Genomic DNA, 23,980 nt, shown 5'->3' on the forward strand with positions numbered 1-23,980 from the left:
GTGCCGTTCGAGCGGTTGGTCGATGAGTTGAATCCGGCTCGTTCCGCCTCCCGCAACCCGCTGTTCCAGGTGATGCTCGCCCTCCAGAACGTGCCGCGCACCGACTGGGGGCTGGACGGACTGGATGTCCACGGCGTCCCTCCGGTCTCCGACCCACCGGCTCGCTTCGACCTCTCCGTGACATTGGCCGAGCGGCGTTCGGAGGACGGTGCGCCGGCCGGGCTGGGTGGCGGGATCCTGTACGCGGCTGATCTTTTCGACGAGGGTACGGTGCGTGGTCTGGCCGCTCGCCTGGCCCGGGTGCTGGAGCAGGTGGCCGCCGATCCGCAGCTGCGGCTCAGCGACCTCGACCTGCTGGACGCCTCGGAACGCGCCACCGTCGTCGAGCGGTGGAACGAGACCGTGCAGGACGTGGACACGGCCTCCGTGTTGGAGCGGTTCCGGCGGCGGGCTGCCGAGGCTCCGGCCGCGGTGGCGCTGCGCTCGGAGGGCCGCACTCTGACCTATGCCGAGGTGGACAAGCGCTCCGACGCACTGGCGCGGGGGTTGGTGGCGCGGGGTGTGGGGCGTGAGTCGCGGGTGGGGCTGTGTCTGCCACGTGGGGTCGAGATGGTGGTGGCTCAGCTTGCCGTGTGGAAGGCGGGCGGGGCGTATGTGCCGCTGGATCCGGAGTATCCGGCGGACCGGCTGGCGTTCATGGTCGCCGACAGCGGTGCGCGGCTCGTCCTTGCGACCGCCGACACTGCCGGAGGACTTCCGGAGGGCGCCGAGGTGGTCCGGCTCAAGGATCTGGAGGTGGGATCCGGTGGCGAGTCACTGCATGTGAGTGTGGAAGCGGACCAGTTGGCGTACGTCATCTACACGTCGGGGTCGACGGGGCGGCCGAAGGGTGTGGCGGTGGCGCATGGTTCGGTGGCGAACCTGGCATCCGCGATGCGTCCGGTACTGGGGGCCGGCCCTGGTGTGACGTCGTTGCAGTTCGCTTCCTTCAGCTTCGACGCGGCTGTGCTGGACGTCGCCGTGACCCTGGCTGCCGGCGGCACGCTGGCGATCGCCTCGGCGGCGGAACGCCTGGACACGGCGGCGCTCGCGGACATGATCGAGGCAAGCGGTGTGGACACGGCGAGTGTCGTGCCTTCTCTCCTCGGGGTGCTGGAGCCGGAGGCCGTTCCCGGTATTGCGAACTGGGTGCTGGGTGCGGAGCGTCTCGAAGCGGGCCTGGCCGCGAAGTGGCGGGCTGCGGCCCGTCTGTGGAACACCTACGGGCCGACGGAGGCGACCGTCATCAGTACGGCTGTCCTCCTGGAGGAGGGCATCACCGGTGAGGATGCGCCTCCCGAGATCGGCCGCCCGCTTCCCAACGTCCGTACCTACGTCCTGGACGCGTTCCTGCGTCCCGTCCCGGTCGGCGTGACCGGCGAGCTGTATGTCGCCGGTGCCGGTCTGGCCCGTGGATACATCGGTCGCCCCGACCTGACGGCGGAGCGGTTTGTGGCCTGCCCGTTCGGGTCGGGTGAGCGGATGTATCGCACGGGGGACCTGGCTCGCTGGACCGTCGAGGGGCAGCTGGAGTTCGTCGGGCGTGCGGATGAGCAGGTCAAGATCCGCGGCTTCCGGGTGGAGCTCGGCGAGGTCGAGGCCGTCCTCGCCGCCCACACCGACGTGGAACGGGCCGTGGCCACCGTCCGCGACGGCCGCCTGGCCGGATACGTCGTCGGCCCCGACGCGGATCCCGACGCGCTTCGGGAGTTCGTCGCCACCCGGCTGCCCGACTACATGGTCCCGTCCGCCGTCGTCGTCCTCGACACGCTCCCCCTCACCCCCAACGGCAAGCTCGACCGCGACGCCCTCCCCGCCCCGGACTTCAGTGCGCGGGCGTCCGACCTGATGCCGGCGGGTGAGGTCGAGGAGATCCTGTGCGACCTGTTCGCCGAGGTGCTGGGCCTCGACCAGGTCGGCGCCGACGACAACTTCTTCGACCTCGGCGGCAACTCCGCGCTGGCCATGCACCTCGCCGGCCGGATCCGCTCGGAGCTCGGCGGCGAGCTGAACATGCAACGCTTCTTCGGCGAGGCGACGCCGATCGGCGTGGCGCGGATCCTCGGGTCGAAGGTGCGCCCGCCGGTGCGCCCGGCCGAGCACGACGGCGACGTCCCGGTGACGGCCCGTCAGCTGGCGCTCTGGCGCGAGGCCGCGGCGAACCCCGGCACCGAGGCCCTGCAGACCGCCCTGGCGCTGCGCCTGGGCGGCCCGCTGGACCGTGCTGCGCTGCGGGAGGCGCTGGGGGACGTGGCGGGCCGCCACGACATCCTGCGGACGGTGTTCGCCGAGTCGTCGTCCGGCGAGCTGCGGCAGCGCATCCTGGAGGCGGGCGACGCCGCGATCCGCCCCGCCCTGCCCGTCATGGACGCCACCGAGGCGGAGCTGCCTGCGCTGCTCGCCGCGCACGCCGCCCACCGCTTCGACCTCTCCCGCGAGACCCCGTGGGCGCCGGTCCTGTTCGCCCTCTCGGAGACCGACCACGTCCTGCTGCTCGTCCTGCACCGCATCGGCGCCGACGACGCGTCGAAGGACCTCCTCGTCCGCGACGTCGCGGCGGCGTACGGGGCACGCCGTGAGGGCCGCGCCTCGGAGCGCGCGCCGCTGCCGCTGCAGTTCGCCGACTTCGCGGTCTGGGAGCGGGAGTTGCTCAAGGGTGAGCGCGACCCGAAGACCCTGATCGGCGAGCAGGTCGCCTACTGGCGGGACATGCTGGGGGACGCTCCCGCGGGTACGCCGCTGCCGGCCGACCGCGAGCGCCCGCGGCAGCCCCGCCGGCGGGCCGGCACCGTGCCGCTGAACCTGGACGCCGAGGCCCACGGCAAGCTGATGGAGACCGCCGGGCAGCTGCGCGCCAACGCGTCGATGGTGGTGCACGCGGCGCTGGCCGTGCTGCTCGCCCGGATGGGTGCGGGCACCGATCTGACGATCGGTGCCCCCGTCCCGCGCCTCGACGCCGACGGCGATCTCGAGGGCGCGGTGGGCCCGTTCGCCGGGCGGGTCGCGCTGCGCACCGATGCCTCCGGCGACCCCACGTTCAGGGAACTGCTCGGCCGAGTCCGTGAGACGGACCAGGAGGCCGGCCAGTACCAGGACGTGCCGTTCGACCGGCTCGCGGAGCTGCTCGGCGCGGCGCGGCCGGGCGACGCCCACCCGCTCTTCCAGATCCTCCTGGAGGTGCAGGACGACACCGCGGAGAAGTGGGACACGCCCGAACTGCCGGGTCTGGACACGGAGGTTGTCGACGTCGCGGCCGCGGCCGTTGAGGTTGACCTGGCGCTCCGGCTCACCGACCGGCACTGGGACGACGGTAGTTCGGGTGGTCTCGACGGGACGCTGTCCTACGCGACGGAGTTGTTCGACCGGGAGACCGCGGAGGCGTTCGCGGCCCGCCTGGTGCGCGTCCTCGAACAGGCTGCCGCCGAACCAGAACTGAGGATCAGTCAGATCGATATCCTGCTGGGCGAGTCGGAGCGGCGTGGGTTGGTGACGAGCCGGATCCTGCCGTCCGAACCGGGACGGATCGCCGCGCTGGTCGGGGACGGGATCGCGGTGCCGGCGCGGCCCGGCGAGCTCCGCGCCCACCTGCTGGACGACCTGCTGCGCCCGGTGCCGGCGGGCGCCGTGGGCGACCTGTACGTGACGGGGCTGGAGCCGGTCGGGGCGTCGCCGTGGCACCTCGTCGCCGATCCGTTCGAGGGCGGGGGCGCCCGTATGCTCCGTACCGGTCGGCGCGCGGCCTGGACCGCGTCCGGGCCGGTCCTGGTGGCGGACCGCCGCCCGGAGCCGGCCGCCCGGCGCCGGGCCCGGAAGCGGGACGACCTCGACGTACTGCTGCCGCTGCGCGCCTCGGGCACCCGGCCGCCACTCTTCTGCCTCCACCACGGCACCGGCCTGAGCTGGGGATACGCCGCACTGCTGCAGCATCTTCCGCAGGACCTGCCGGTGTACGGCCTCCAGGCGCGCGGTCTGTCCGACCCCGACGCGGCGCCCGCCGACATGGACGCGCTGGTCGCCGACTACATCGAGCGGATCCGCTCGGTGCAGCCCGACGGCCCCTACCACCTGCTCGGCTGGTCGCTCGGCGGGGTGCTGGCCCAGGCGGTCGCGACCGGCCTGGAGGAGCGGGGCCACCAGGTCGCGCTGCTCGCGGTGATGGACGGCTACCCCAACGCGGGCGGCCGGGTCACCGGGGGCGGCGGCCCGGCCGACGCGGACCGGGAGGGCCGCGCCGAACTCGCCGAGGCGGAGGAGGTCCCCGGCGGCGGCCCGTTCCTGCAGAACATGGAGGAGACCATGCGGCACCTGGCCGGGCTGGCGCAGCAGTACACCCCGCGCCGCCTCGCCTCGGACCTGCTGCTGTTCGTGGCCACTGTGGAGCGGCCGGAGGACCTGCCGGTCGCGCGGGCGGCCGCGGTCTGGGAGCCCTATGTGACGGGCCGGGTCGAGGTGCACGAGGCCGAGGTGCGGCACACGGAGATGCTGCAGCCGGCGAGCGTCTCGCTCGTCGGCCGGGTGATCACGGAGCGGCTGGGCGGACACGGGAGCGGAGCGGCCTGAGTACACGGCGACGGAGCGGCGCAAGGACCTCAAGGACACGGGAAAGGACACGTGAATGTCGCAATCGGCCGATGTCTTCCAGGATTCCGACCCGGAATCGTTCTCCGGCAATTTCTACGAACTCCATCACCGGGAGGGCTTCGCCCCGCCACCCGAATTGATGCGCTACAGCGAACAGGCGCCGGTCCTTGCGGACACCTCGGAGCTGAAACAGGACTGGATCGTCACCGGGCGCGAGGAGGTACGGGCGGTGCTCGGCGACGCCGAGCGGTTCTCCACGCTGCCGCCCGCGGAGAGCGCCGAGGACTCCCGGCGGGTGGTGCAGATCGGCAACCCGCTGATGCACGATCCGCCGGAACACACCCGGCTCCGCAAAATGCTCACCCCTGAGTTCACGGTGCGCCGGATGCGGCGGATGGAGCCGCTCATAGAACGGATCGTGGCGGACCGGCTCGACGTCATGGAGCGCGCAGGCCGGCCCGTGGACCTGATGCGGCACTTCGCGTGGCCGATCCCCGGCCTGGTCGGCGGGGCCCTGCTGGGCGTCCCCCGTGACGACCAGGCGGAGCTGGCCCGGACCCTCGACGTCAGCCGTCGCACGGAGGGCAACTGGAAGGCACGCCGCACCGCGGCCAACGCCTTCGACGGCTACATGGCGCGGTTCGTACAGCAGAAGCGGCGCGTCCAGGCCGACGACATGCTCAGCATGCTGATCCGGGAGCACGGCGCGGACGCCACCGACAAGGAACTGGTGGGGATCTGTGCGTCGATCATCGCCGCGGGCCTGGAGAACATGGCGGGAATGCTCGGCATGGGCGTCCTGGCGCTGCTGCGCCATCCCGAACAGCTGGCCGCGCTGCGGGAGCGGCCGGAGCTGATGGACCACGCGGTGGAGGAACTGCTGCGCTACACCTCCGTGGTGCCGGTCGCGTCGCCGCGCACGGCGCTGGAGGACGTGCCGCTGGGCGATGAGGTGATCAAGGAGGGGCAGGTGGTGTCCTGCTCCTTCATGACCGTCAACTTCGGCCCGACGCCGGGGGAGGAGGACCGGGAGGGGCTGGACATCACGAGAGAGGACACCTCCCATATGGCGTTCGGCCACGGCATCCACTACTGCGTCGCCGCGGCCCTGGCCCGGCTGGAGCTGCGGATCGCGTTCACCTTGCTGCTGGAGCGGTTCCCCGGCCTGCGGCTGGGCGTGCCGGAGGACGGGCTGCGCTACCGGCCGACCCGCCTGGGCACGTGGAGCGTCGAGGTGCTGCCGGTCACCTGGTAGCGGCGCGGGCGGACGGCCGTACGTACCGGGTAGCGGCGCGGGCGGACGGCCGTACGTACCGGGCAGCGGCGCGGGCGGTACGTACGGCCGTACACGCGAGCCGGACGAGACGAAACGGAAGGGAACGAGAGGGAACCGATGGCGAACTCCCACGACGTGCCCGTGTACAAGCGCCGGGACGGGCTGGATCCGGTGCCGGAGCTGGGCCGGCTGAGCGTCGAGACGCCGGTGTTCCGGGACGGCGCAGCGGGTGTCTACGACTGGATCGTGGTCGGCGGCGAGGAGGTGCGGGCGGTGCTCGGCGACGCCGAGCGGTTCTCCACCCGGCCGCGCCGCGGCCGTGCCGACCACGGGCGGCCCAACTCGCCGCCCGACCCCGGGAACCTGCTGATGTACGACCCGCCGGAGCACACCCGGCTGCGGCAGCTGCTCGCGCCGGTGTTCACGATGCGCAGGGTCCGCCGGATGGAGCCGGCCGTGGCGCGGATCGTGGCCGAGCGCCTCGATGTGCTGGAACGGGCGGGCCGGCCGGCGGACCTGATGCGGCACTTCGCCCGCCCGGTGTGCGGGCTGGTCGGCTGCGCCGTGCTCGGCATGCCCCGCGACGACCTGCCCGAGCTGTCCCGGATGGCCGACGTGCGCGCGGCCGCCCGCAGCCCGCGGCAGGCCGCCGCGCGGAAGGCGTTCAACGCCTACATGGCGCGGCTGATCGCCCGCAAGCGCCGGGACCCCGGCGACGATCTGCTCGGCGCGCTGATCCGGGAGCACGGCGCCGACGTCACCGACAAGGAGCTGGAGGGGATCTGTGCCTCCGTCATCGCCGGTGAACTGGAGAACGCCTCCGAGATGCTGGGCCTGGCCGTGCTCGCGCTGCTGCGCCATCCCGAGCAGGCGGCCGCGCTGCGGGAGCGGCCGGAGATGATGCCGCACGCCGTGGAGGAGCTGCTGCGCTACGTGTCGGTGGTGCCGGTGGTGTCGCCGCGCACGGCGCTGGTGGACGTTCCGCTCGGCGGTGAGGTGATCAAGGCCGGGGAGGCGGTGGGGTGTTCGGTGTTCGCCGCGAACCGCTCCCGTCCGCCCGGCGAGTCCGCCGACGGCCTGGACGTCTCCCGGGAGCCCGGCCGTCACCTGGCGCTGGGGCACGGCATCCACTTCTGCCTGGGCGCGGCGCTGGCCCGGATGCAGCTGGGGATCGCCCTCTCCGGACTGCTGGAGCGCTTTCCCGGGCTGCGGCTGGGGGCTGGGCCGGACGAGCTGAGGTTCCGGCTGCTTGCCCCGCAGCACGGCATCGAGACCCTGCCGGTCCAGTGGTGAGCGGGCCGGAGCGAGGAGCTGTGATGGAGATCCACGTCGACCGTGAGCGGTGTGTGGCAGCGGGCCAGTGCGCGCTGTTCGTGCCCGGGGTGTTCGACCAGTCCGAGGAGGACGGGACGGTGGTGGTGCTGACGCCCGAGCCCGCGCCGCAGGCGCTGGCGGCGGTGCGGGACGCGGTCGGCCGCTGCCCGGCCGGCGCCATCTCGCTGGCCCCGCGCGTGTGACGGTGCCCCGCGCGTGACTGTATCCCCCGTGTGACCGCCGGCTGCGTAGAACAGCTGGCATGCCGAATACATACAAGCGCATGATGGCCGGTCCCGTTCTGGTCGCCGTGTCCGCCGCGGCGGCCGGGATCCTGCTCGCGGGCTGCTCCTCGGACTCGGACACCGCCGCCTCGTCGAGCACGACCGCGGCGTCGCTGACCGGGTACCAGCGGGCGCTGGCCCACGCGAAGTGCATGCGCAGCAACGGGGTGTCCAACTATCCGGACCCGAAGGGCGACAGCTCGGGCCATGTGATGATCGAACCGGGCTCCGGGGTTGACACCACCTCGCAGACGTACCAGAAGGCCGAGGAGAAGTGCCAGTCCCTGCTGCCGCAGGGCCTGACCGGGGGTGCCGCGCCGGGTGGCAGCAGCGGCTCGCTCGACTCGAAGAAGGTCGCGGCGTGGGCGGCGTGCGTGCGCTCGCACGGGGTGCCGAAGTTCCAGGACCCGAAGGTCTCCGGCACCCAGATGATCATCGACCCGATCGCGTCGGGCATCCCCAGCCCCGGTGACGCGACCTTCGCCAAGGCGACGGCGGCCTGCCAGAGCAAGTTCCCGGGCGGCCAGATCATGCTGCAGGCCGGAGGGTCCCAGTGACCGACGGGACGGTGGAGCGCCGGGCAGATACCGAGCAGCCCCTCCTGGCGGACGGCGGGGCGGAGCCGACGGCGGCTCTCCTGGCGGACGGCGGGGCGGAGCCGGCGGCGGCTCTCCTCGCGACCGGCGGGGGCACGGGCGCCGACCGGCCCGAGGACACCCGGCGCCGTAGCCGCCGGCTGCGCGTCGCGCTGGTCACGGCCTGCGCGATCGTGGTGGCCGGGGTGGTGGGCGCCGCCGCCACCGGCGTGCTGGGCGGCGGCGGGACCAAGGCGGCGGCCGCGGCACCGTCCGGCCCGCCGGCGACGACCACGGTCAAACGCACCACGCTGACCAGCACGCAGACGGTGGACGGCACCCTCGGCTACGGGGACACCGAGACGGTCCAGGCGCCGGCGTCCGGCGCCTCGGCTTCGGCGGCGTCCTCGGGCACCGGCCAGTCGGCGCAGTCCGGCGGGAGCGGTGGCACGGGCAGCGGGATCGTCACCTGGATGCCCTCCGACGGTGACGTCATCAGCCGCGGCGACCCGGTCTACAAGGTCGACCAGCAGTCGGTGCCGCTGCTGTACGGATCGGTGCCGCTCTACCGGACCCTCAAGGACGGCAGCACCGGCAGCGATGTGAAGATGCTGGAGCGGAATCTGCACGCGCTGGGCTACCGGGGCTTCACGGTCGACGACGACTACGACGCGAACACCGCGGCGGCCGTCGAGAAGTGGCAGAAGAAGCTGGGCCGTTCGCAGACCGGCGAGGTCGAGGTCGGCGACGCCGTGGTGGCCTCGGGTGCCCGGCGGGTCGCCCACGCGCAACTGGCGCTCGGCTCGGCCCTCGGCGGCACGGTCCTGACCTGGACCGGAACCGAGCGGGTCATCTCCGTCAACCTCGACGTGCAGTACGAGAACCTGGCGCGCAAGGGCGCCACCGCGGTCGTCACGCTGCCCGACGACACCGAGGTCCAGGCCGAGGTCACGAAGATCGGCACGCCCACGACGTCGGGCGGCTCGTCGTCCGGGAGCTCGGGCTCGTCGTCGTCCTCGTCCTCCGGGTCCTCCGACTCGGCGGACTCCTCCAGTGCGACCGTCCCGGTCGAGCTGACGATCAAGGACCCGAAGAAGCTGGGCAACTACCAGGTCGCCTCGGTCACCGTCGAGTTCGCCTCCGAGACCCGCCCCAACGTCCTCGCGGTGCCCGTCAACGCCCTGTTCGCCGAGCCCGACGGGGGCTACGCGGTGGAAGTCGTGACAGGGGGGACGACCGCCTACAAGCCGGTCCGGCTGGGCATGTTCGGCAACGGCATGGTCGAGGTCACCGGCGCAGGCATCGACGCCGGCACGGTCGTGGGGGTTCCCAAGTGATCGGTGTCGCCCACCCGGTGATCGAACTGACCGGGGTCTCCAAGTCGTACGGCGATGTGACGGCGCTGGCCTCGGCGGACCTGGTCGTGCACCGCGGCGAGATGCTCGCCGTCGTCGGCCCGTCCGGCTCGGGCAAGTCGACGATGCTCAACATCATGGGCACGCTCGACCGGCCCTCGTCCGGGACCGTGCGGATCGACGGCCACGCGGTCGCGGAGCTCAACGACCGCGAGCTGTCGGCGCTGCGGGCCGGCACCATCGGCTTCGTCTTCCAGCAGTTCCACCTCGCCGCCGGGGTCCCGGCGCTCGACAGCGTGGCGGACGGGCTGCTCTACAGCGGCCGGCCGCGCCGCGAGCGACGGCAGGTCGCCGAGCGGGCGCTGCGCCGGGTGGGTCTCGGGCACCGGCTGTTCCACGAGCCGCAGCAGCTGTCCGGCGGCGAGAAGCAGCGGGTCGCGATCGCCCGGGCGGTGGTCGGCGACCCTCCGCTGCTGCTGGCCGACGAGCCGACCGGTGCCCTGGACTCCCGCTCGGGCACGGTGGTGATGGAGCTGCTGCACGAACTGCACGGCGCCGGGACGACCGTGGTCGTCATCACCCACGACCGGGACATCGCGGCCTCGCTGCCGCGCGAGGTCCGGGTGCGCGACGGCCGTATCGAGCACGACTCGACGACCGGGTCGGCGCTCGCGGAGCTGACCGCCGAGGGGGTGGCGCGATGACCGCCCCGTACGCGCAGCTGCCGGCCGAACGCCCGCGGCCCTGGGCGGAACTTCCCCCGCCGCCGCGGCCCCGGGCCGCCCGGATGAGCCCGGCCGACGTGGCCCGGGTGGGCGGCTGGGGTCTGCGTTCGCGGCCCATGCGGGTGTTCCTGTCCGCACTGGGCATCGCGATCGGCATCGCCGCCATGATCGGCGTGATGGGGATCTCCACCTCGTCGACGAACGACCTCAACAAGCAGTTGGCGGCGCTCGGCACCAACCTGCTCACCGTCACGCCCGGCACCACCGCGACCGGCGGAACGGCATATCTGCCCAAGGAATCCGTGCAGATGATCGCGGCCCGCCCGGATGTCAAGTCCGCGTCCGGGATCGGCAGCATGGACGCCAAGGTCTACAAGAACGACCGGATCCCGTCCGTGCAGTCCGGCGGGCTCACCGTCAGCGCCGCCAAGAACGACCTGCTCGGCGCCGTCGGCGGGGAGATCGTGGACGGTCGCTGGCTGAACGCCGCCTCGGCCCGCTACCCGGCCGTGGTCCTCGGCGCACAGGCCGCGGCCCAGCTGGGTGTCCACCGGGCCGGCGCGGATGTGCAGGTCTGGCTCGGCGAGCACTGGTTCACCGTGGTCGGCATCATGGCGCCCAACGAGCTCGTGCCCGACATGGACACCTCGGCGTTGGTCGGCTGGCCGGTGGCGGAGCGGCTGCTGGACTTCAACGGCTACCCGACGACCATCTACACCCGGGCGAAGGACGACGCGGTCGAGAACGTCCAGTCCGTGCTGGGCGCGACGGCGAACCCGGAGAACCCCAACGAGGCGAACGTCTCGCGGCCCTCGGACGCGCTCGCCGCCAAGCACGCCACGGACAAGGCGCTGAGCGGCCTGCTGGTCGGCCTCGGCGGGGTCGCGCTGCTGGTCGGCGGCGTCGGGGTGGCCAACACGATGGTCATCTCGGTGCTGGAGCGGCGCTCGGAGATCGGGCTGCGCCGCTCGCTCGGCGCCACCCGCGGCCAGATCCGCACCCAGTTCTTCGCCGAGGCGTTGCTGCTGTCCGCACTCGGCGGCGTCGGCGGGGTGCTGCTCGGCATCGGCGTCACCGTCGGCTACGCCGCCTACCAGGGCTGGTCCGCGGTGGTGCCGGTGTGGGCGATGGCCGGCGGGGTCGGGGCCACCCTCGTCATCGGCGGCCTGGCCGGCTTCTATCCGGCCGTGCGGGCCGCCCGGCTGCCCCCGACGGAGGCACTGGCGACCAACTGAACGCGTCCACCGGGGCCGGCCGACGATCAACCGGCCCCGACCGTCGGCACCTTGACGGCCACCGACCGCGGCCCCCGGTCGCCTCCCCCGTCGACGGGGGGCCGCACCCCGGCTGTCCAAGCGCGCAGGATGGCCGGTTGGGCGTCGCTGTCCTGAAAGGTGTCCGTCGTGGGAACCTGTGGGCTACCACGGGTCGCCCCGGGGGGCTCGCGTGCGTTTTTCCGGTTTTTCTCGGCTGCCAGGCACCGGCGAAAAAGATGATTCATGGCGTATGAAACTATTCGAATTCAGTGTGCCTTGTCGGGTCGCGGCGGGGTCGGATAGCGTCCCTCCTGTCCGTGGAAATCAAATTCTCGGGAGTAGCCGTGGCAAATCCGTTCGACGACGAAAACGGGACCTTTCTCGTGCTGATGAACGAGGAGGGTCAGCATTCGCTCTGGCCCTCGTTCGCGGAAGTTCCCGACGGTTGGCGTCTCGTTTTCGGAGAGGCCTCGCGCAAGGACTGCCTCGCCTATGTGAAGGAGAACTGGACGGACCTGCGCCCGCAGAGCCTCATCGACGCGATGAGGGAAACCGAGGCGGCCGGCTGACGGGCCGTCCGATGTCGACGACACGACCCAGGGGGAACCTGTGGCCATGATGGGCGGCCCCGGCCAGATGATGATCAGGGCGGACGGGCCGGACACCTCGATCAAGAACCAGCGCGCCAAACCCGGAACAGCGAAACGCATCCTCCCGTACACCCGCGGGCACCGCCGCTCCATCGGCCTTCTCGTGGTCTGCACCACGCTGAACGCCGTCTGCGCCGTGGCCCCGCCGCTCCTGCTCAAGTACCTGATCGACGACGGGATCGGGCACCACGACACCCGGACCGTGGTCTGGCTCGCCGTGGCCGTCGCCGTCGCCGCCGTGCTCGCCGTCGGCGTCGGCTTCGGGGAGACCTGGTACTCCGCCAAGGTCAGCGAGGGCCTCGTCTACGACCTGCGTGTACAGGTCTACGACCATGTGCAGCGCCAGCCGCTCGCCTTCTTCACCCGCGCCCAGACCGGCGCCCTGGTGAGCCGGCTCAACACCGACGTGGTCGGCGCCCAGCAGGCGGTGACCCAGATGCTCTCCACCGTCGTCTCCGCGAGCCTGACCGTGGTCTTCGTCCTGGGCACGATGTTCTGGCTGTCCTGGTCGGTCACCCTGCTCTCGCTCGTGCTGGTGCCGTTCTTCGTGCTGCCCGGGCGCCTCGTCGGACGCCGGCTGCAGGGCCTCGCCCGCCGCCACATGCAGATCAACGCCGACATGGGCTCGCTCATGCACGAGCGCTTCAACGTGGCCGGCGCGCTGCTCGCCAAGCTCTACGGCCGCCCGGAGACCGAGACCGCCCGCTACGGGCGGCTCGCGGCCCGCGGCCGGGACATCGGTGTCCGCAACTCCGTCGCGATGAAACTGCTCTTCCTTACCTCGATGTTCGTCGGCTCGATGGCCACCGCCGCGGTCTACGGCGTCGGTGGCGTCCTCTCCCTGCACGGCGCGTTCGAGATCGGCACCCTGGTGGCGCTGGCCACCCTGCTCACCCGGCTGATGGCCCCGGTGGGCCAGCTCGCCAACGCCCAGGCCGACGCGATGACCGCGCTCGTCAGCTTCGACCGGCTCTTCGAGGTGCTCGACCTCAAGCCGCTCATCACCGAGAAGCCGGACGCGGTGGCGCTGCCGCCCGCCGGTGCCGACGGCCCCGCGCCCGAGATCGAGTTCCGCGGGGTGTCGTTCCGGCACCCGGAGCCCGCCGACGTGTCGCTGGCCTCCCTCGAGGCCTTCGCCGCGCCCGCGCCCGCGCCGGAACACGACGACGACGCATGGGCCCTGCGCGGCCTCGACTTCACCCTGCCGGCCGGCAGACTCACCGCGCTGGTGGGCCCCTCCGGCGCAGGCAAGACCACCATCACCCACCTGGTGCCCCGGCTCTACGACCCGGACGAGGGAACCGTCCTCATCGACGGCCACGACCTGCGCGACCTGACCCTCGGCTCGGTCAACGGCACGGTCGGCATGGTCACCCAGGACGGGCACCTCTTCCACACCAGCATCCGGGACAACCTCCTCTACGCCCGTCCGGACGCCACCGAGGAGGAGCTGATCGAGGCCTGCCGGGCCGCACAGATCTGGAAGCTGGTGGAGTCGCTGCCCGAGGGCCTCGACACCATGGTCGGCGACCGCGGCTACCGGCTGTCCGGCGGCGAGAAGCAACGCATCGCCATGGCCCGCCTGCTGCTCAAGGCCCCACCGGTGGTCGTCCTCGACGAGGCGACCGCCCACCTGGACTCGGAGTCCGAGGCCGCCCTGCAGCAGGCTCTCAAGACCGCCCTGGCCGGCCGGACCTCGCTCGTCATCGCGCACCGCCTGTCCACCATCCGGGACGCCGACCAGATCCTGGTGCTGGACGCGGGCCGGATCGTGGAGCGCGGCACCCACCAGGAACTGCTCGACAGCGGCGGCCTCTACGCGGAGCTGTACCGCACCCAGTTCGCCGGGCCGCAGCCGTCCGGGCCGGACGACGACCGGACCCCGGAGCCGGTCCCCGCGGGCGGCCTCCCGGAGCCCTTCATGGGCCCCGGCCCCGGCGGCGGCGCCGGGATGCTCCCCCCGCTCGGCCCCGGCCCCGGCGGCCCGGGCCCCGGCCGGCTGCTGCACGGCCCCGGACCGGGCGGCCCCGGCGCTCCCCCCGGCCGTCCCGGGGGACCCCCGCCCCGCTGACCCGGAAGCGGTGCCCGGCGCTCCGAACGGAGCCCCGGGCACCGCTTTCCGTCCTCCCGGCCAACCCCCTATGCCGCACCCCCGCGCCATGAGTGACAGGGGTTTCGAACGAACTCACCGACTGTTACTTTCGAACTCGTCCACGGCGGGTGACGTGCGGCACCGGGTTCCGAAATCGAACACGATTCGACGGGAAAGCCCGGTCGGCACCGCAGAAGTCCCCCGCAGACGGACGGTTCAACAAGTAATTCCTCTTCTCGGGAACGAAACGACTGCCCGTCGCCGTTGCGGAGGGCAGGTGAGGAGTCGGAGTGAACAACGGGGGATTCATCGATCAACAGTCCGTAGTAAGAGTCGAAATCGACGCCTTACGCCTGGCCGGGTCGCCTCGGCTGGCCGGAGAGAAACAGGAGCACATCGAGATACTCGCGGCCGCACCGAATCCGCTGCCGCCGATCATCGTCCACCGTCCCACGATGCAGGTCATCGACGGCTTCCACCGGCTGCGCGCGGCCCGGCTGCGCGGGGACACCACCATCGCCGCCCACTTCTTCGACGGCGACGAGTCGGCCGCCTTCGTCCTGGCGGTCCAGCTGAACGTCACCCACGGGCTGCCGCTGGCCCTCGCCGACCGGCAGCGCGCCGCGGAACGGATCATCGCCGCCCACCCCCACTGGTCCGACCGCAGAGTGGCCTCCGTCACCGGAATCGCTCCCGGAACCGTCGGCGAGATCCGCCGCCGCCTTGGTCCCGGTGCCGCCGGACCGGACGAGCGCCGGCTCGGCCAGGACGGCCGGATGCGCCCGCTGGACGGCACCGCCGGCCGCCTGCGCGCCGGCGAACTGCTCGCCGAGAACCCGGATCTGTCGCTGCGTCAGGTCGCCCGCGCCGCCGGCATCTCCCCGGAGACCGCGCGCGACGTGCGCAACCGCCTGCGCAACGGCGACGACCTGCTGCCCCGGTCGCGCCAGCGCGACCGCGAGGTCCAGTTGGACCACGAGCACGCGGCCGAGACGGAGACCGGAGCCGGGGCCGACACCGACACCGACACCGGAGCCGAGCCCCTTCCGGCGCCGCGCGGCGAACCCGCCGCCCTGCGCCTGGCCCGACCCACCGCCCGGGCCCGCACGGACGCCACGCTCGACCGTGCCGTCCTGGTCAAGCGCCTGACCGCCGATCCGGCGCTGCGCTTCTCCGAGACCGGCCGCAGCCTGCTGCGGCTCCTCGCGATCCACGCGGTCCGCGAGGAGGAGTGGGACGCGATCATCGGCAACGTCCCGCCGCACTGCAGCGGCATCGTCGCCGACCTCGCCGTCCAACTCGCCGACATGTGGGCGGACTTCGCCACCCGTGTCCGGCAGGACGTCACGGCGTCGGTCGGCTGACCGCCGTAGCGGCACAACGGACATGCCCGTCGCGGCAACGACCGCAGGACCGATCGACGAGCGACTACCCTGGAAGCAAGCTGTCGGGGGAACAGCGAGTCGGGGGGCCAAGTGCCGCGCAACCTCCAGGAACAAAACGGGGAAGTCCAACAGCTCCACCAGCTCTACCGGGCGTGTGCCGCGGGCAGCGGCGCGGTCGTCCTCGCCGACGGACCCGTCGGCTGTGGCAAGACCGCGCTGCTTCGCTCGCTCGCCGAGTGGGCCGCCGGACAGGGCGCGCTGTGCGCGTCGGCGACGGCGTCGCCGGCCGAACGGCGCGACCGTCTCGGCCTGATCGAACAGTTGATGACCGCACTGCGGGCGGCGGCCCGGTCCGTGGACGTCGGGGCCGCCGACGACTGCGCCTTGATCGCCGCGGCCGCGGCCGCCGGCGGCCACGCCTCCCGCGCCCTGCTGAGGCGTTTCGCGCAGGCCGTCACCGGCCTCGCCGAGCGGGCACCGGTCCTCCTCCTCGTCGACGATGTGCATGTCGCCGACGAGGACTCGCTCGCCTGCCTCCGCTACCTGATGCGCAGGATCGATTCGGCCGCCGTGCTCGTCGTGCTCACCGAGTGCGTCGGCCACGAACGGGCGCTGGTGTCCTCGCACGCCGAGACCATGCCCCTGCCGTACAGCCACCGGATCCGGCTCGCGCCGCTGTCCGTCGCGGGTGTGCGGAGCCGGCTGGCGGACCGGCAGGGCGCCCGCGCGGCGGACCGCGTGGACGCCGCCGCCTGGCACCGGGCCACCGGCGGCAACCCGCTGCTGGTCGAGGCCCTCGCCGACGACGCGCGGGACGACCGGACCAGTACCCCGCCGGCCGGCGGGACGCCGAGCCGCGTGGACGCCACGGTCTGGCACCTGGCGACCGGCGGCAACCCGCTGCTGGTCGAGACTCTCGCCGACGGCACCCGGGACGGCCACGCCGGCACCCTGCCGACCCGCCCGGTACCCGGACCGGCCTTCCGCCACGCCTATCTGCGCTGCCTGCACCGTGCCGGCCCCGCGGCCCTCGCGGTCGCCCGCGCCACCGCCGTGCTCGCCGGCCCCGGCACCGATCCCGCCCTGATCGCCGCCCTTCTCGGCGAGGACACCGCCGGCGTCCGGCGCACCGCCGACGACCTGCGCGAGGCCGGCCTGCTCGCGGACGGCACCGGATTCCGTACCGAGGCCGCCCGGTCGGCCGTCCTCGACGACCTCCCCGCCGACGAACTGGCCGCCCTCCGCGGCCGTGCCGCCGAACTCCTGCACCGGGACGGGGTGCCCGCCCGGATGGTCGCCGAGCAACTGCTCGCCGCCCGTGGCTCCGCACGCTCCCGCTGGCAGTCCGACGTGCTGCGGGCCGCCGGTCACGAGGCGATGGCCGCCGGCGACGCCGGACCCGCCGTGGACTACCTGCGCCGCGCCACCGAACTCACCGCCGGCACCCCGTACGAGGAGGAGGCGGCCGCCGCCCTCGCCGAGGCCGAATGGCTCGTCGACCCCGCCGCGGCCGCCCGACGGCTGCCCCCGCTCGTCCGCGCCGCGCGCACCGGTCGCGTCACCTCCGAGCAGGCCCGCGCGGTCGTCGAACAGCTGCTGTGGAACGGGCAGTTCACACAGGCCGAGGCCGTACTGCGGAGTGTCGCCGACGGCACCCCCGGCACCCCGGCGGCACTCGCCGTGCTGTGCGACTGGCTCTGGCTGGTCCACCCCGACCTCGACGCCCGCACCCGGCCCCGGGCCGCCCGGACGCCCAGCGCCCTGCTGGCCCGCGCCGCCGGACCGGCCGGCGACGGCGGGGGCGGCGCGGACGACCGGACGGCCGACCGGATGCTGTGCGGCACCCGCTTCGACGGCCCACTTCCGGCCACCCTCCTGCTCCTGGCCTGTCTGCTGGAGGACGGCCGGCTGACCGGCGCCGACCGCTGGCCCGAACACCTGCTCGCCGAGCCCGGCCATCGCCATGTCCCCGTCCGGCGCGCCCTGCTGCAGACCGTCGCCGCCGCCACCGCGCTGCGCCGCGGCCAGGTCGACGAAGCCGGACGCCTCGCCCGTGCCGGGCTGTTCACACTCACCGCCGACGCCTGGGGCATCGCGATCGGCGCCCCTCTCGCCACGGCGCTGCTCGCGGCCACCGAGGCCGGCGACACCGCCGCCGCCCGCGACGTGCTCGACGTGCCCGTTCCCGGCGCGATGTCCGGCACCCCGTTCGCGCTGCCGTACCGCTACGCGCTCGGCCGGTTCGAGGCCGCCCGCGGCCGCACCCCCGAAGCACTGCGGCACTTCGAACGCTGCCGGGAGCTGGCGGTCCGGTGGGGGCTGCACGGCCCGGGCTTCGTGGACTGGCGGCAGCGCGGCGCCGTACGACTGGGCCGTACCGCGCGCCCGGCCGCCGGTCCCGCGCTGCTCCCCGAACTCACCGAATCGGAACGGCGGGTGGGCGCGCTCGCCGCCGCCGGCCGCACCAACCGCGAGATCGCGGACCTGCTCGGCATCACCGTGAGCACGGTGGAGCAACATCTCACCAAGGTGTACCGGAAACTCAAGGTGCGCCGCCGGGCGGATCTTCCGGAACCTCTCGCACATTTCTCCGGGGAAGTTCTGCACATGGTCGAAGAAAGCCGCGTCTAGCGTTCGGCGGCGTTCGTCCTTATGTCTCTGGCCACTGCCCGGCGGTTTCTTCGACATGCCCTTTCGAAACCGTCCAACCGGCCTTCCGGTCTCTTGGACACGTTGTTGAGGCGGCCGGAATCATGTGATGCTGACCGGGAAAACGGCGCGACCCACCCGAAGATTCCAGGGTCATGGACGCCGTCGATTCTCACCGGGGGAGATACGTTTCCGTGTCCGCCACCGCATTCCCGAACACACCGCCCGACGGCCGTGTGCTGCGCAGGGGGGACCTGCACGCCTGCGTCCGTGATCCCGTCCTGGACACCATGACGTTCCTGAACGAGATCACCCACCGCTATCCCGACGCCATCTCGTTCGCGCCGGGCCGGCCCTACGACGGCTTCTTCGACATCGAGCAGGTCTTCGACCATCTCCGGGGCTATCTCGACCACCTGGCCGCCCTCGGCCGCACCCCCGCCGAGGTGCGCACCGCCCTCTACCAGTACGGCCCCACCGCCGGCCAGATCCGCGGGATCGTCGCCGACTCGCTCCGTGCCGACGAGGGGATCGACGTACCGCCGGAGTCGGTCGTCGTCACCGTCGGCGCCCAGGAGGCCATGCTGCTGGTGCTGCGCGCCCTCGTCGCCGGCCCCGAGGACGTCGTCCTGGTGACCAGCCCCTGCTACTCCGGCATCACCGGCGCCGCCCGCCTGCTCGGCGCCACCGTCGTCCCGGTCGACGAGGACGAGTACGGCTTCTCGCTCACCGAGCTGGAGACCGTGATCGCGCGTGAACGGGCGGCCGGCCGGCGGCCCCGCGCCCTCTACGTCATCCCCGACCACTCCAACCCCTCGGGCAACACACTGGACCGGGACACCCGCGACGGCCTGCTGGCCGCCGCCGAACGCCACGGCCTGCTGATCATCGAGGACAGCCCCTACCGCCGGGTCAGCCCCGGCACCCCGCTGCCCACCCTCAAGTCGCTCGACCGGTCCCGTACCGTCGTCCACCTCGGCTCCTACTCCAAGACCGTCTTCCCGGGGGCCCGCGTCGGCTTCGCGGTCGCCGACCAGGAGGTCGTCGACGAGGACGGGCGCACCGGCCTGCTCGCCGACGAACTCACCCGGATCAAGAGCATGGTGACGGTCAACACCTCCTCGCTGAGCCAGGCCGTGGTGGCCGGTGCCCTGCTCGCCGCGGACGGCCGGATCTCCACGCTCAACGCCGAGCCGGCCGCCTACTACGGCGACGCCATGAACACCACACTGCGCTGTCTGGACGCCCGCCTGCCGGCCGCCCGCCGTGAGTCGCTGGGCGTCCGCTGGAACCGGCCCACCGGTGGTTTCTTCCTCACCGTCCGGGTCCCTTTCCGGGCCGACAATGCGGCGCTTGCCCGCTCAGCCGAGAAATTCGGGGTGCTCTGGACGCCCCTGAGCTACTTCTATCCGGACGGCGGCGGAGAGCACGCCCTGCGACTCTCCACCAGCTATCTCACAAAGGCCGACATCGAGGAAGGCACGGCGCGCCTCGCCGATTTCATCGAGGCGCAGTCGGCCGCGGACCAGGACCTCGTTCCCGTGCCCGCGGACATCCGGCACCGCTGAATTCCACGACCGTTTCCGAAAGTCCGAAAGGTGGAATCCGTGCGCGATTTCGGCACGAATCCGCGATCACTTCAAAAACCGCGCAGCAAGTCCCGTATGTGGGGGTGGACCTTCCGATGACCATCACGCTCGAGGCAGGCGACGGAGTCGTCACCGCGGCACACCGGCCGCGCATCACCGGCGTCGGCACCGCAGTGCCCCCCGCCTCCTACTCCCAGCAGGACGTCCTCGACGCCTTCGCGATCAGCGACCCGAAGATCACCTCCGTCTTCCGCAACAGCGCCATCGACCGGCGCCACCTCCAACTGCCCGAGCCCGGCCCGGACGGCGTCCGCAGCCCCGAGGCCCAGGGCGACCTCCTCGACAAACACAAGCGGTCGGCCGTCGAGATGGGCGCCGAGGCGCTCCGCGCCTGCCTCAAGCGGGCCGGTGCCGACCTGTCCGACCTGCGCCATCTGTGCTGCGTCACCTCCACCGGCTTCCTCACCCCCGGCATCAGCGCGCTGCTCATCCGCGAACTCGGCATCGACCGGCACTGCTCGCGCAGCGACATCGTGGGCATGGGCTGCAACGCCGGCCTCAACGCCCTGAACCTGGTGGCCGGCTGGTCGGCCGCACACCCCGGGGAGCTGGCCGTGCTGCTGTGCACGGAGGCCTGTTCCGCCGCCTACGCCATGGACTCCTCCATGCGCACCGCGGTCGTCAACAGCCTCTTCGGCGACGGAGCGGGCGCCATCGCGCTGCTCTCCGGCCCGCAGAAGGCGGCGCCCGCCGAGGAGGGCCCGACCCTCCTCAAGTTCGCCAGCTGCATCATCCCCGAGGCCGTCGGCGCGATGCGCTACGACTGGGACCGCGACCTGGGCCGCTTCAGCTTCTACCTCGACCCCCAGGTGCCCTACGTGGTCGGCGCGCACGCCGAGATCGTCATCGACCGGCTGCTCGCCGGCACCGGGCTGCGCCGCAGCGACATCCGGCACTGGCTCGTGCACTCCGGCGGCAAGAAGGTCATCGACTCGGTCGTCGTCAACCTCGGCCTCACCCGGCACGACCTGCGGCACACCGTCGGCGTGCTGCGGGACTACGGCAACGTCTCCAGCGGGTCGTTCCTCTTCTCGTACGAGCGGCTGCTCGACGAGAAGGCCGCCGAGCCCGGCGACTACGGCGTGCTGATGACGATGGGGCCGGGATCCACCCTCGAGACGGTACTGGTGCAGTGGTGACGGGAGACCCAGGAGACATGGACGTGACTGTGGACGAAGCGCCGACCCTGGCCGTGGACGGCCGACGGCCGCCGACGGCGGTGGCCGTGAAGGAACTCGCCGCGCTCTGCGACCGGGTGGAGGACGGCGGCCCCGCCGTCGCCGTGCTGCGCGTCTCCGGCGCCCCCGACGCGGACTGGGCGGACGGCCTCGACACCGCTGTGGTCACCAAGTGGGAGCGCACCCTGCGCCGCTTCGAGCGGCTCCCCGCCGTGACCGTCGCCGTCGCCGCCGGGGACACCGGCGGCACCGCCCTGGACGCCTTCCTCACCGCCGACCTGCGCCTGGCGGCGCCCGGCACCCGGCTGGTGCTGCCCTCCGACGGCGAGGCCACCTGGCCCGGCATGGCCGTCTTCCGGCTGGTCCGCCTGCTCGGCGCGGGCCGCGCCCGCCGCGCCGTCCTGTTCGGCGACCCGATCGGCGCCGAGCAGGCCCTGGCCCTGGGCCTCGCCGACGACTTCACGGACGACCCGGAGGCCGGCCTGGCCGCCCTGATCGCCCGTTACGGCGAGGGCGGCGGCAGCGAACTCGCCGTACGCCGTCAGCTCCTCCTCGACGCGGCCACCACACCCTTCGAGGACGCTCTCGGCTCCCACCTGGCCGCCTGCGACCGCGCCCTGCGCCGTACCGCCGGGGAGCCGGCATGACCGGCACCCCGCCGGGCGGCTCCGGGGGACCGGACCCGCAGCGCCGGTCGCTTCCCGCGGCGGCCGACGGCGCGGCGGACCTGGCGGGCCCGCGGTCCGGTGCGGGGGCCTCGGGTGGGGCGGATGCGGGGGCTTCGGGCGGGCCGGACCTCCCGGCGCAGCGGTTCGCGGGGGAAACCGGCGGCGTGTCGGAACTGCCCGGCTGGCGGGCCGTCGTGGCGGCGTCGGACCAGGCGGACCGGGTGCTCGCCGGGCTGGCACCGCCGGCGAGTCGGGGTCCTGCCGCGCGTGAGGCGGCCGAGGCGGCCAAGGACGCGGCGCGGGCCGCGCGCTCTCGTTTCCTCGACGTCCATGCCGACGCCGTCTACGACCACCTGACCGACGGCCGTACCCGCTCCCTCCGACTCGACGAGCTGGTCGAGGCGGCGGCCGCCGCCTACCCCGGTCTCGTCCCCGCCCCCGAGCGGATCGCCGACGAGCACGCCCGGCCGCAGGCCGACAAGGAGGGCCACGAGATCGACCAGGGCATCCTGCTGCGGGCCGTGCTCCGCTCGCCGGTCGCGGGCCCGCACCTGCTCGACGCGATGCTCCGGCCCACCGCCCGCGCGATCCGGCTGCTCCCCGAGTTCCGGCGCACGGGCGTGCTGGAGACGGAGTCCGTCCGCCTCGAACGCCGCGACGGCGTCGCCCGGCTGACGCTCTGCCGGGGCGACCGGCTCAACGCCGAGGACGAGCAGCAGGTCGACGACATGGAGACCGCCGTCGACCTCGCCCTGCTCGACCCGGGTATCCGGGTCGGCCTGGTGCGCGGCGGTGAGATGACCCACCCCCGCTACCGGGGCAGGCGGGTCTTCAGCGCCGGCATCAACCTGAAGAGCCTCAGCTCCGGCGGTATCTCGCTGGTCGGCTTCCTGCTCCGCCGCGAGCTCGGCTACCTCCGCAAGCTCTCCCACGGCCTGGCCCTCGGCCCCGCCGCGACCTGGCACACCCGGCGTGCCGACAAGCCGTGGCTGGCCGCGGTCGACGGCTTCGCCATCGGCGGCGGTATGCAGATGCTGTTCGTGTTCGACCATGTGGTGGCCGCCTCGGACGCGTACTTCAGCCTCCCCGCCGCCAAGGAGGGCATCGTCCCCGGCGCCGGCAACTTCCGCCTGGGCCGCTTCACCGGGCCGCGGCTCGCCCGGCAGATCATCCTCGGCGGCCGGCGGGTCAGGGCGGCGGAGCCCGAGGCCCGGCTGCTGGTCGACGAGGTCGCCGAGCCCGAGGAGATGGACGCCGCCGTCGAACGCGGGCTGGACCGGCTCGACGGCGAGGCCGTGCTCGCCAACCGCCGGATGCTCAACCTCGCCGAGGAACCCGAGGACGGATTCCGCGCCTACATGGCCGAGTTCGCCCTCCAGCAGGCCCTGCGGATCTACGGCGAGGACGTCATCGGCAAGGTCGGCCGCTTTGCGGCGGGGAGCGGGTGACCGGTGCCGTACGCGCGGATCGACGGCAGGGACCTCGCCTACGAGGAGTACGGCGCCGCCGGCGCCCCGGCCGTGGTGCTGGTCGCCGGCACCGGTGCGCCCGGCCGGGTGTGGCGTGCCCACCAGGTGCCGGCGCTGCGCCGGGCCGGCCACCGGGTCGTCACCCTCGACAACCGGGGGCTCGGCCCGGAGCCGGCGCCGCCCGGCTCCTTCACCCTCGCCGACCTGGCCGCCGACGTCGCCGGGCTGATCGAGCACCTCGGCGCGGCGCCGTGCCGGCTGGTGGGGCACTCGCTGGGCGCGATCATCGTGCAGGAGGTGGTCCTGGCCCGGCCCGAACTCGTCGACCGGGCCGTCCTGATGGCGGGCGGCGGCCGGACGGACGCGCTGATCGCCGCCGCGTCCGCGGCCGACCTCGCGCTCGCCGACGGGGGTGTCCGGCTCCCGCCCGCGGTGGCGGCCCACCGGCACGCCCTGCAGAACCTCTCGCCCCGCACCCTCGACGACGACGTGCGGCTCGCCGACTGGCTGAGCCTGTTCGAGCTCACCCTCCCCGACCCCGCCGCCGTCCGTGCCCAACTGGGCCTGGAGCTCATCCCGGACCGGCTGGCCGCCTACCGCCGTATCACCCGGCCCTGCCTGGCCGTCGCCTTCGCCGACGACGTGGTGGTCCGCCCCCGCCTCACCCGCGAACTCGCCGACGCCATCCCGGGCTGCCGCTACACCGAGATCCCCGGTTGCGGCCACTTCGGCTACCTGGAGCGGCCCGAGGAGGTCAACGCGGAACTCGTCGGCCATCTCGTGGGAACCCGGGTGTGACGACGCGTCAGGGGACCCGCTACTTTCCGACCAGCCG

The 23,980-nt window shown here is 73.2% G+C and carries 17 protein-coding genes; all 17 read left to right on the forward strand.

Annotated elements, in window-relative coordinates:
* The 17 genes from ACFWPS_RS45725 (at position 1) to ACFWPS_RS45805 (ending at position 23,943) form a co-directional block, all read left to right on the forward strand.
* Positions 1–4,599 carry an amino acid adenylation domain-containing protein gene (locus tag ACFWPS_RS45725; RefSeq protein ID WP_383717902.1) on the forward strand — a complete coding sequence of 1,533 codons (4,599 nt, stop codon included), beginning with the start codon at positions 1–3 and terminating at the stop codon, positions 4,597–4,599.
* A gap of 55 nt (positions 4,600–4,654) precedes the next feature.
* Positions 4,655–5,875 carry a cytochrome P450 gene (locus tag ACFWPS_RS45730; RefSeq protein WP_383717905.1) on the forward strand — a complete coding sequence of 407 codons (1,221 nt, stop codon included), beginning with the start codon at positions 4,655–4,657 and terminating at the stop codon, positions 5,873–5,875.
* Between the two features lie 138 nt (positions 5,876–6,013).
* Positions 6,014–7,189: a cytochrome P450 gene (locus ACFWPS_RS45735; RefSeq protein WP_383717908.1), complete on the forward strand. Its 1,176-nt coding sequence runs from the start codon at positions 6,014–6,016 to the stop codon at positions 7,187–7,189.
* A gap of 23 nt (positions 7,190–7,212) precedes the next feature.
* Entirely contained in the window at positions 7,213–7,413 is a 201-nt protein-coding gene (locus ACFWPS_RS45740) for a ferredoxin (RefSeq protein ID WP_383717913.1), read from the forward strand.
* 59 nt (positions 7,414–7,472) lie between these two features.
* Entirely contained in the window at positions 7,473–8,051 is a 579-nt protein-coding gene (locus ACFWPS_RS45745) for a hypothetical protein (protein ID WP_383717916.1), read from the forward strand.
* Positions 8,048–9,406 (forward strand): peptidoglycan-binding protein, encoded by a 1,359-nt coding sequence (locus tag ACFWPS_RS45750; RefSeq protein ID WP_383717918.1) that lies wholly within the window; start codon positions 8,048–8,050, stop codon positions 9,404–9,406. Before ACFWPS_RS45745 ends, ACFWPS_RS45750 begins: the two co-directional genes overlap by 4 nt.
* Positions 9,406–10,128 carry an ABC transporter ATP-binding protein gene (locus ACFWPS_RS45755; RefSeq protein ID WP_383717973.1) on the forward strand — a complete coding sequence of 241 codons (723 nt, stop codon included), beginning with the start codon at positions 9,406–9,408 and terminating at the stop codon, positions 10,126–10,128. The genes ACFWPS_RS45750 and ACFWPS_RS45755 overlap by 1 nt, the downstream gene beginning before the upstream one ends.
* The gene (locus tag ACFWPS_RS45760) at positions 10,125–11,384 is read left to right on the forward strand and encodes an ABC transporter permease (protein ID WP_383717920.1); all 1,260 of its coding nucleotides are present in this window, start codon (positions 10,125–10,127) and stop codon (positions 11,382–11,384) included. The genes ACFWPS_RS45755 and ACFWPS_RS45760 overlap by 4 nt, the downstream gene beginning before the upstream one ends.
* A 365-nt stretch (positions 11,385–11,749) precedes the next feature.
* Positions 11,750–11,974: an MbtH family protein gene (locus ACFWPS_RS45765; protein ID WP_383717922.1), complete on the forward strand. Its 225-nt coding sequence runs from the start codon at positions 11,750–11,752 to the stop codon at positions 11,972–11,974.
* A gap of 46 nt (positions 11,975–12,020) precedes the next feature.
* A complete protein-coding gene (locus ACFWPS_RS45770) occupies positions 12,021–14,126 on the forward strand; it encodes an ABC transporter ATP-binding protein (RefSeq protein ID WP_383717924.1) in 2,106 nt (701 codons plus the stop codon).
* Positions 14,127–14,437: 311 nt separating this feature from the next.
* Positions 14,438–15,511 carry a ParB N-terminal domain-containing protein gene (locus tag ACFWPS_RS45775; RefSeq protein WP_383717927.1) on the forward strand — a complete coding sequence of 358 codons (1,074 nt, stop codon included), beginning with the start codon at positions 14,438–14,440 and terminating at the stop codon, positions 15,509–15,511.
* Positions 15,512–15,622: 111 nt separating this feature from the next.
* Complete coding sequence (locus ACFWPS_RS45780; protein WP_383717930.1) at positions 15,623–18,163, forward strand: AAA family ATPase; 2,541 nt, start codon at positions 15,623–15,625, stop codon at positions 18,161–18,163.
* Between the two features lie 308 nt (positions 18,164–18,471).
* The gene (locus ACFWPS_RS45785; protein WP_383717977.1) at positions 18,472–19,749 is read left to right on the forward strand and encodes a PLP-dependent aminotransferase family protein; all 1,278 of its coding nucleotides are present in this window, start codon (positions 18,472–18,474) and stop codon (positions 19,747–19,749) included.
* Positions 19,750–19,865: 116 nt separating this feature from the next.
* Positions 19,866–20,969 (forward strand): 3,5-dihydroxyphenylacetyl-CoA synthase DpgA, encoded by a 1,104-nt coding sequence (gene dpgA, locus ACFWPS_RS45790; protein ID WP_383717933.1) that lies wholly within the window; start codon positions 19,866–19,868, stop codon positions 20,967–20,969.
* Between the two features lie 23 nt (positions 20,970–20,992).
* Positions 20,993–21,655: an enoyl-CoA-hydratase DpgB gene (dpgB, locus tag ACFWPS_RS45795; protein ID WP_383717936.1), complete on the forward strand. Its 663-nt coding sequence runs from the start codon at positions 20,993–20,995 to the stop codon at positions 21,653–21,655.
* The gene (gene dpgC, locus ACFWPS_RS45800; protein ID WP_383717939.1) at positions 21,652–23,124 is read left to right on the forward strand and encodes a (3,5-dihydroxyphenyl)acetyl-CoA 1,2-dioxygenase DpgC; all 1,473 of its coding nucleotides are present in this window, start codon (positions 21,652–21,654) and stop codon (positions 23,122–23,124) included. Before dpgB ends, dpgC begins: the two co-directional genes overlap by 4 nt.
* A 3-nt stretch (positions 23,125–23,127) precedes the next feature.
* A complete protein-coding gene (locus tag ACFWPS_RS45805) occupies positions 23,128–23,943 on the forward strand; it encodes an alpha/beta fold hydrolase (RefSeq protein ID WP_383717943.1) in 816 nt (271 codons plus the stop codon).
* Positions 23,944–23,980: the final 37 nt, after the last annotated feature.

This window comes from Streptomyces sp. NPDC058457 (genome assembly GCF_042720695.1).
Lineage (GTDB): Bacteria > Actinomycetota > Actinomycetes > Streptomycetales > Streptomycetaceae > Streptomyces.

Coding starts and splice junctions, on each gene's coding strand:
- ACFWPS_RS45730 (WP_383717905.1), top strand. CDS start 4,655: ATGTCGCAATCGGCCGATGTCTTCCAGGATTCCGACCCGGAATCGTTC.
- ACFWPS_RS45735 (WP_383717908.1), top strand. CDS start 6,014: ATGGCGAACTCCCACGACGTGCCCGTGTACAAGCGCCGGGACGGGCTG.
- ACFWPS_RS45740 (WP_383717913.1), top strand. CDS start 7,213: ATGGAGATCCACGTCGACCGTGAGCGGTGTGTGGCAGCGGGCCAGTGC.
- ACFWPS_RS45745 (WP_383717916.1), top strand. CDS start 7,473: ATGCCGAATACATACAAGCGCATGATGGCCGGTCCCGTTCTGGTCGCC.
- ACFWPS_RS45760 (WP_383717920.1), top strand. CDS start 10,125: ATGACCGCCCCGTACGCGCAGCTGCCGGCCGAACGCCCGCGGCCCTGG.
- ACFWPS_RS45770 (WP_383717924.1), top strand. CDS start 12,021: ATGATGGGCGGCCCCGGCCAGATGATGATCAGGGCGGACGGGCCGGAC.
- ACFWPS_RS45785 (WP_383717977.1), top strand. CDS start 18,472: ATGACGTTCCTGAACGAGATCACCCACCGCTATCCCGACGCCATCTCG.
- dpgA (WP_383717933.1), top strand. CDS start 19,866: ATGACCATCACGCTCGAGGCAGGCGACGGAGTCGTCACCGCGGCACAC.
- dpgC (WP_383717939.1), top strand. CDS start 21,652: ATGACCGGCACCCCGCCGGGCGGCTCCGGGGGACCGGACCCGCAGCGC.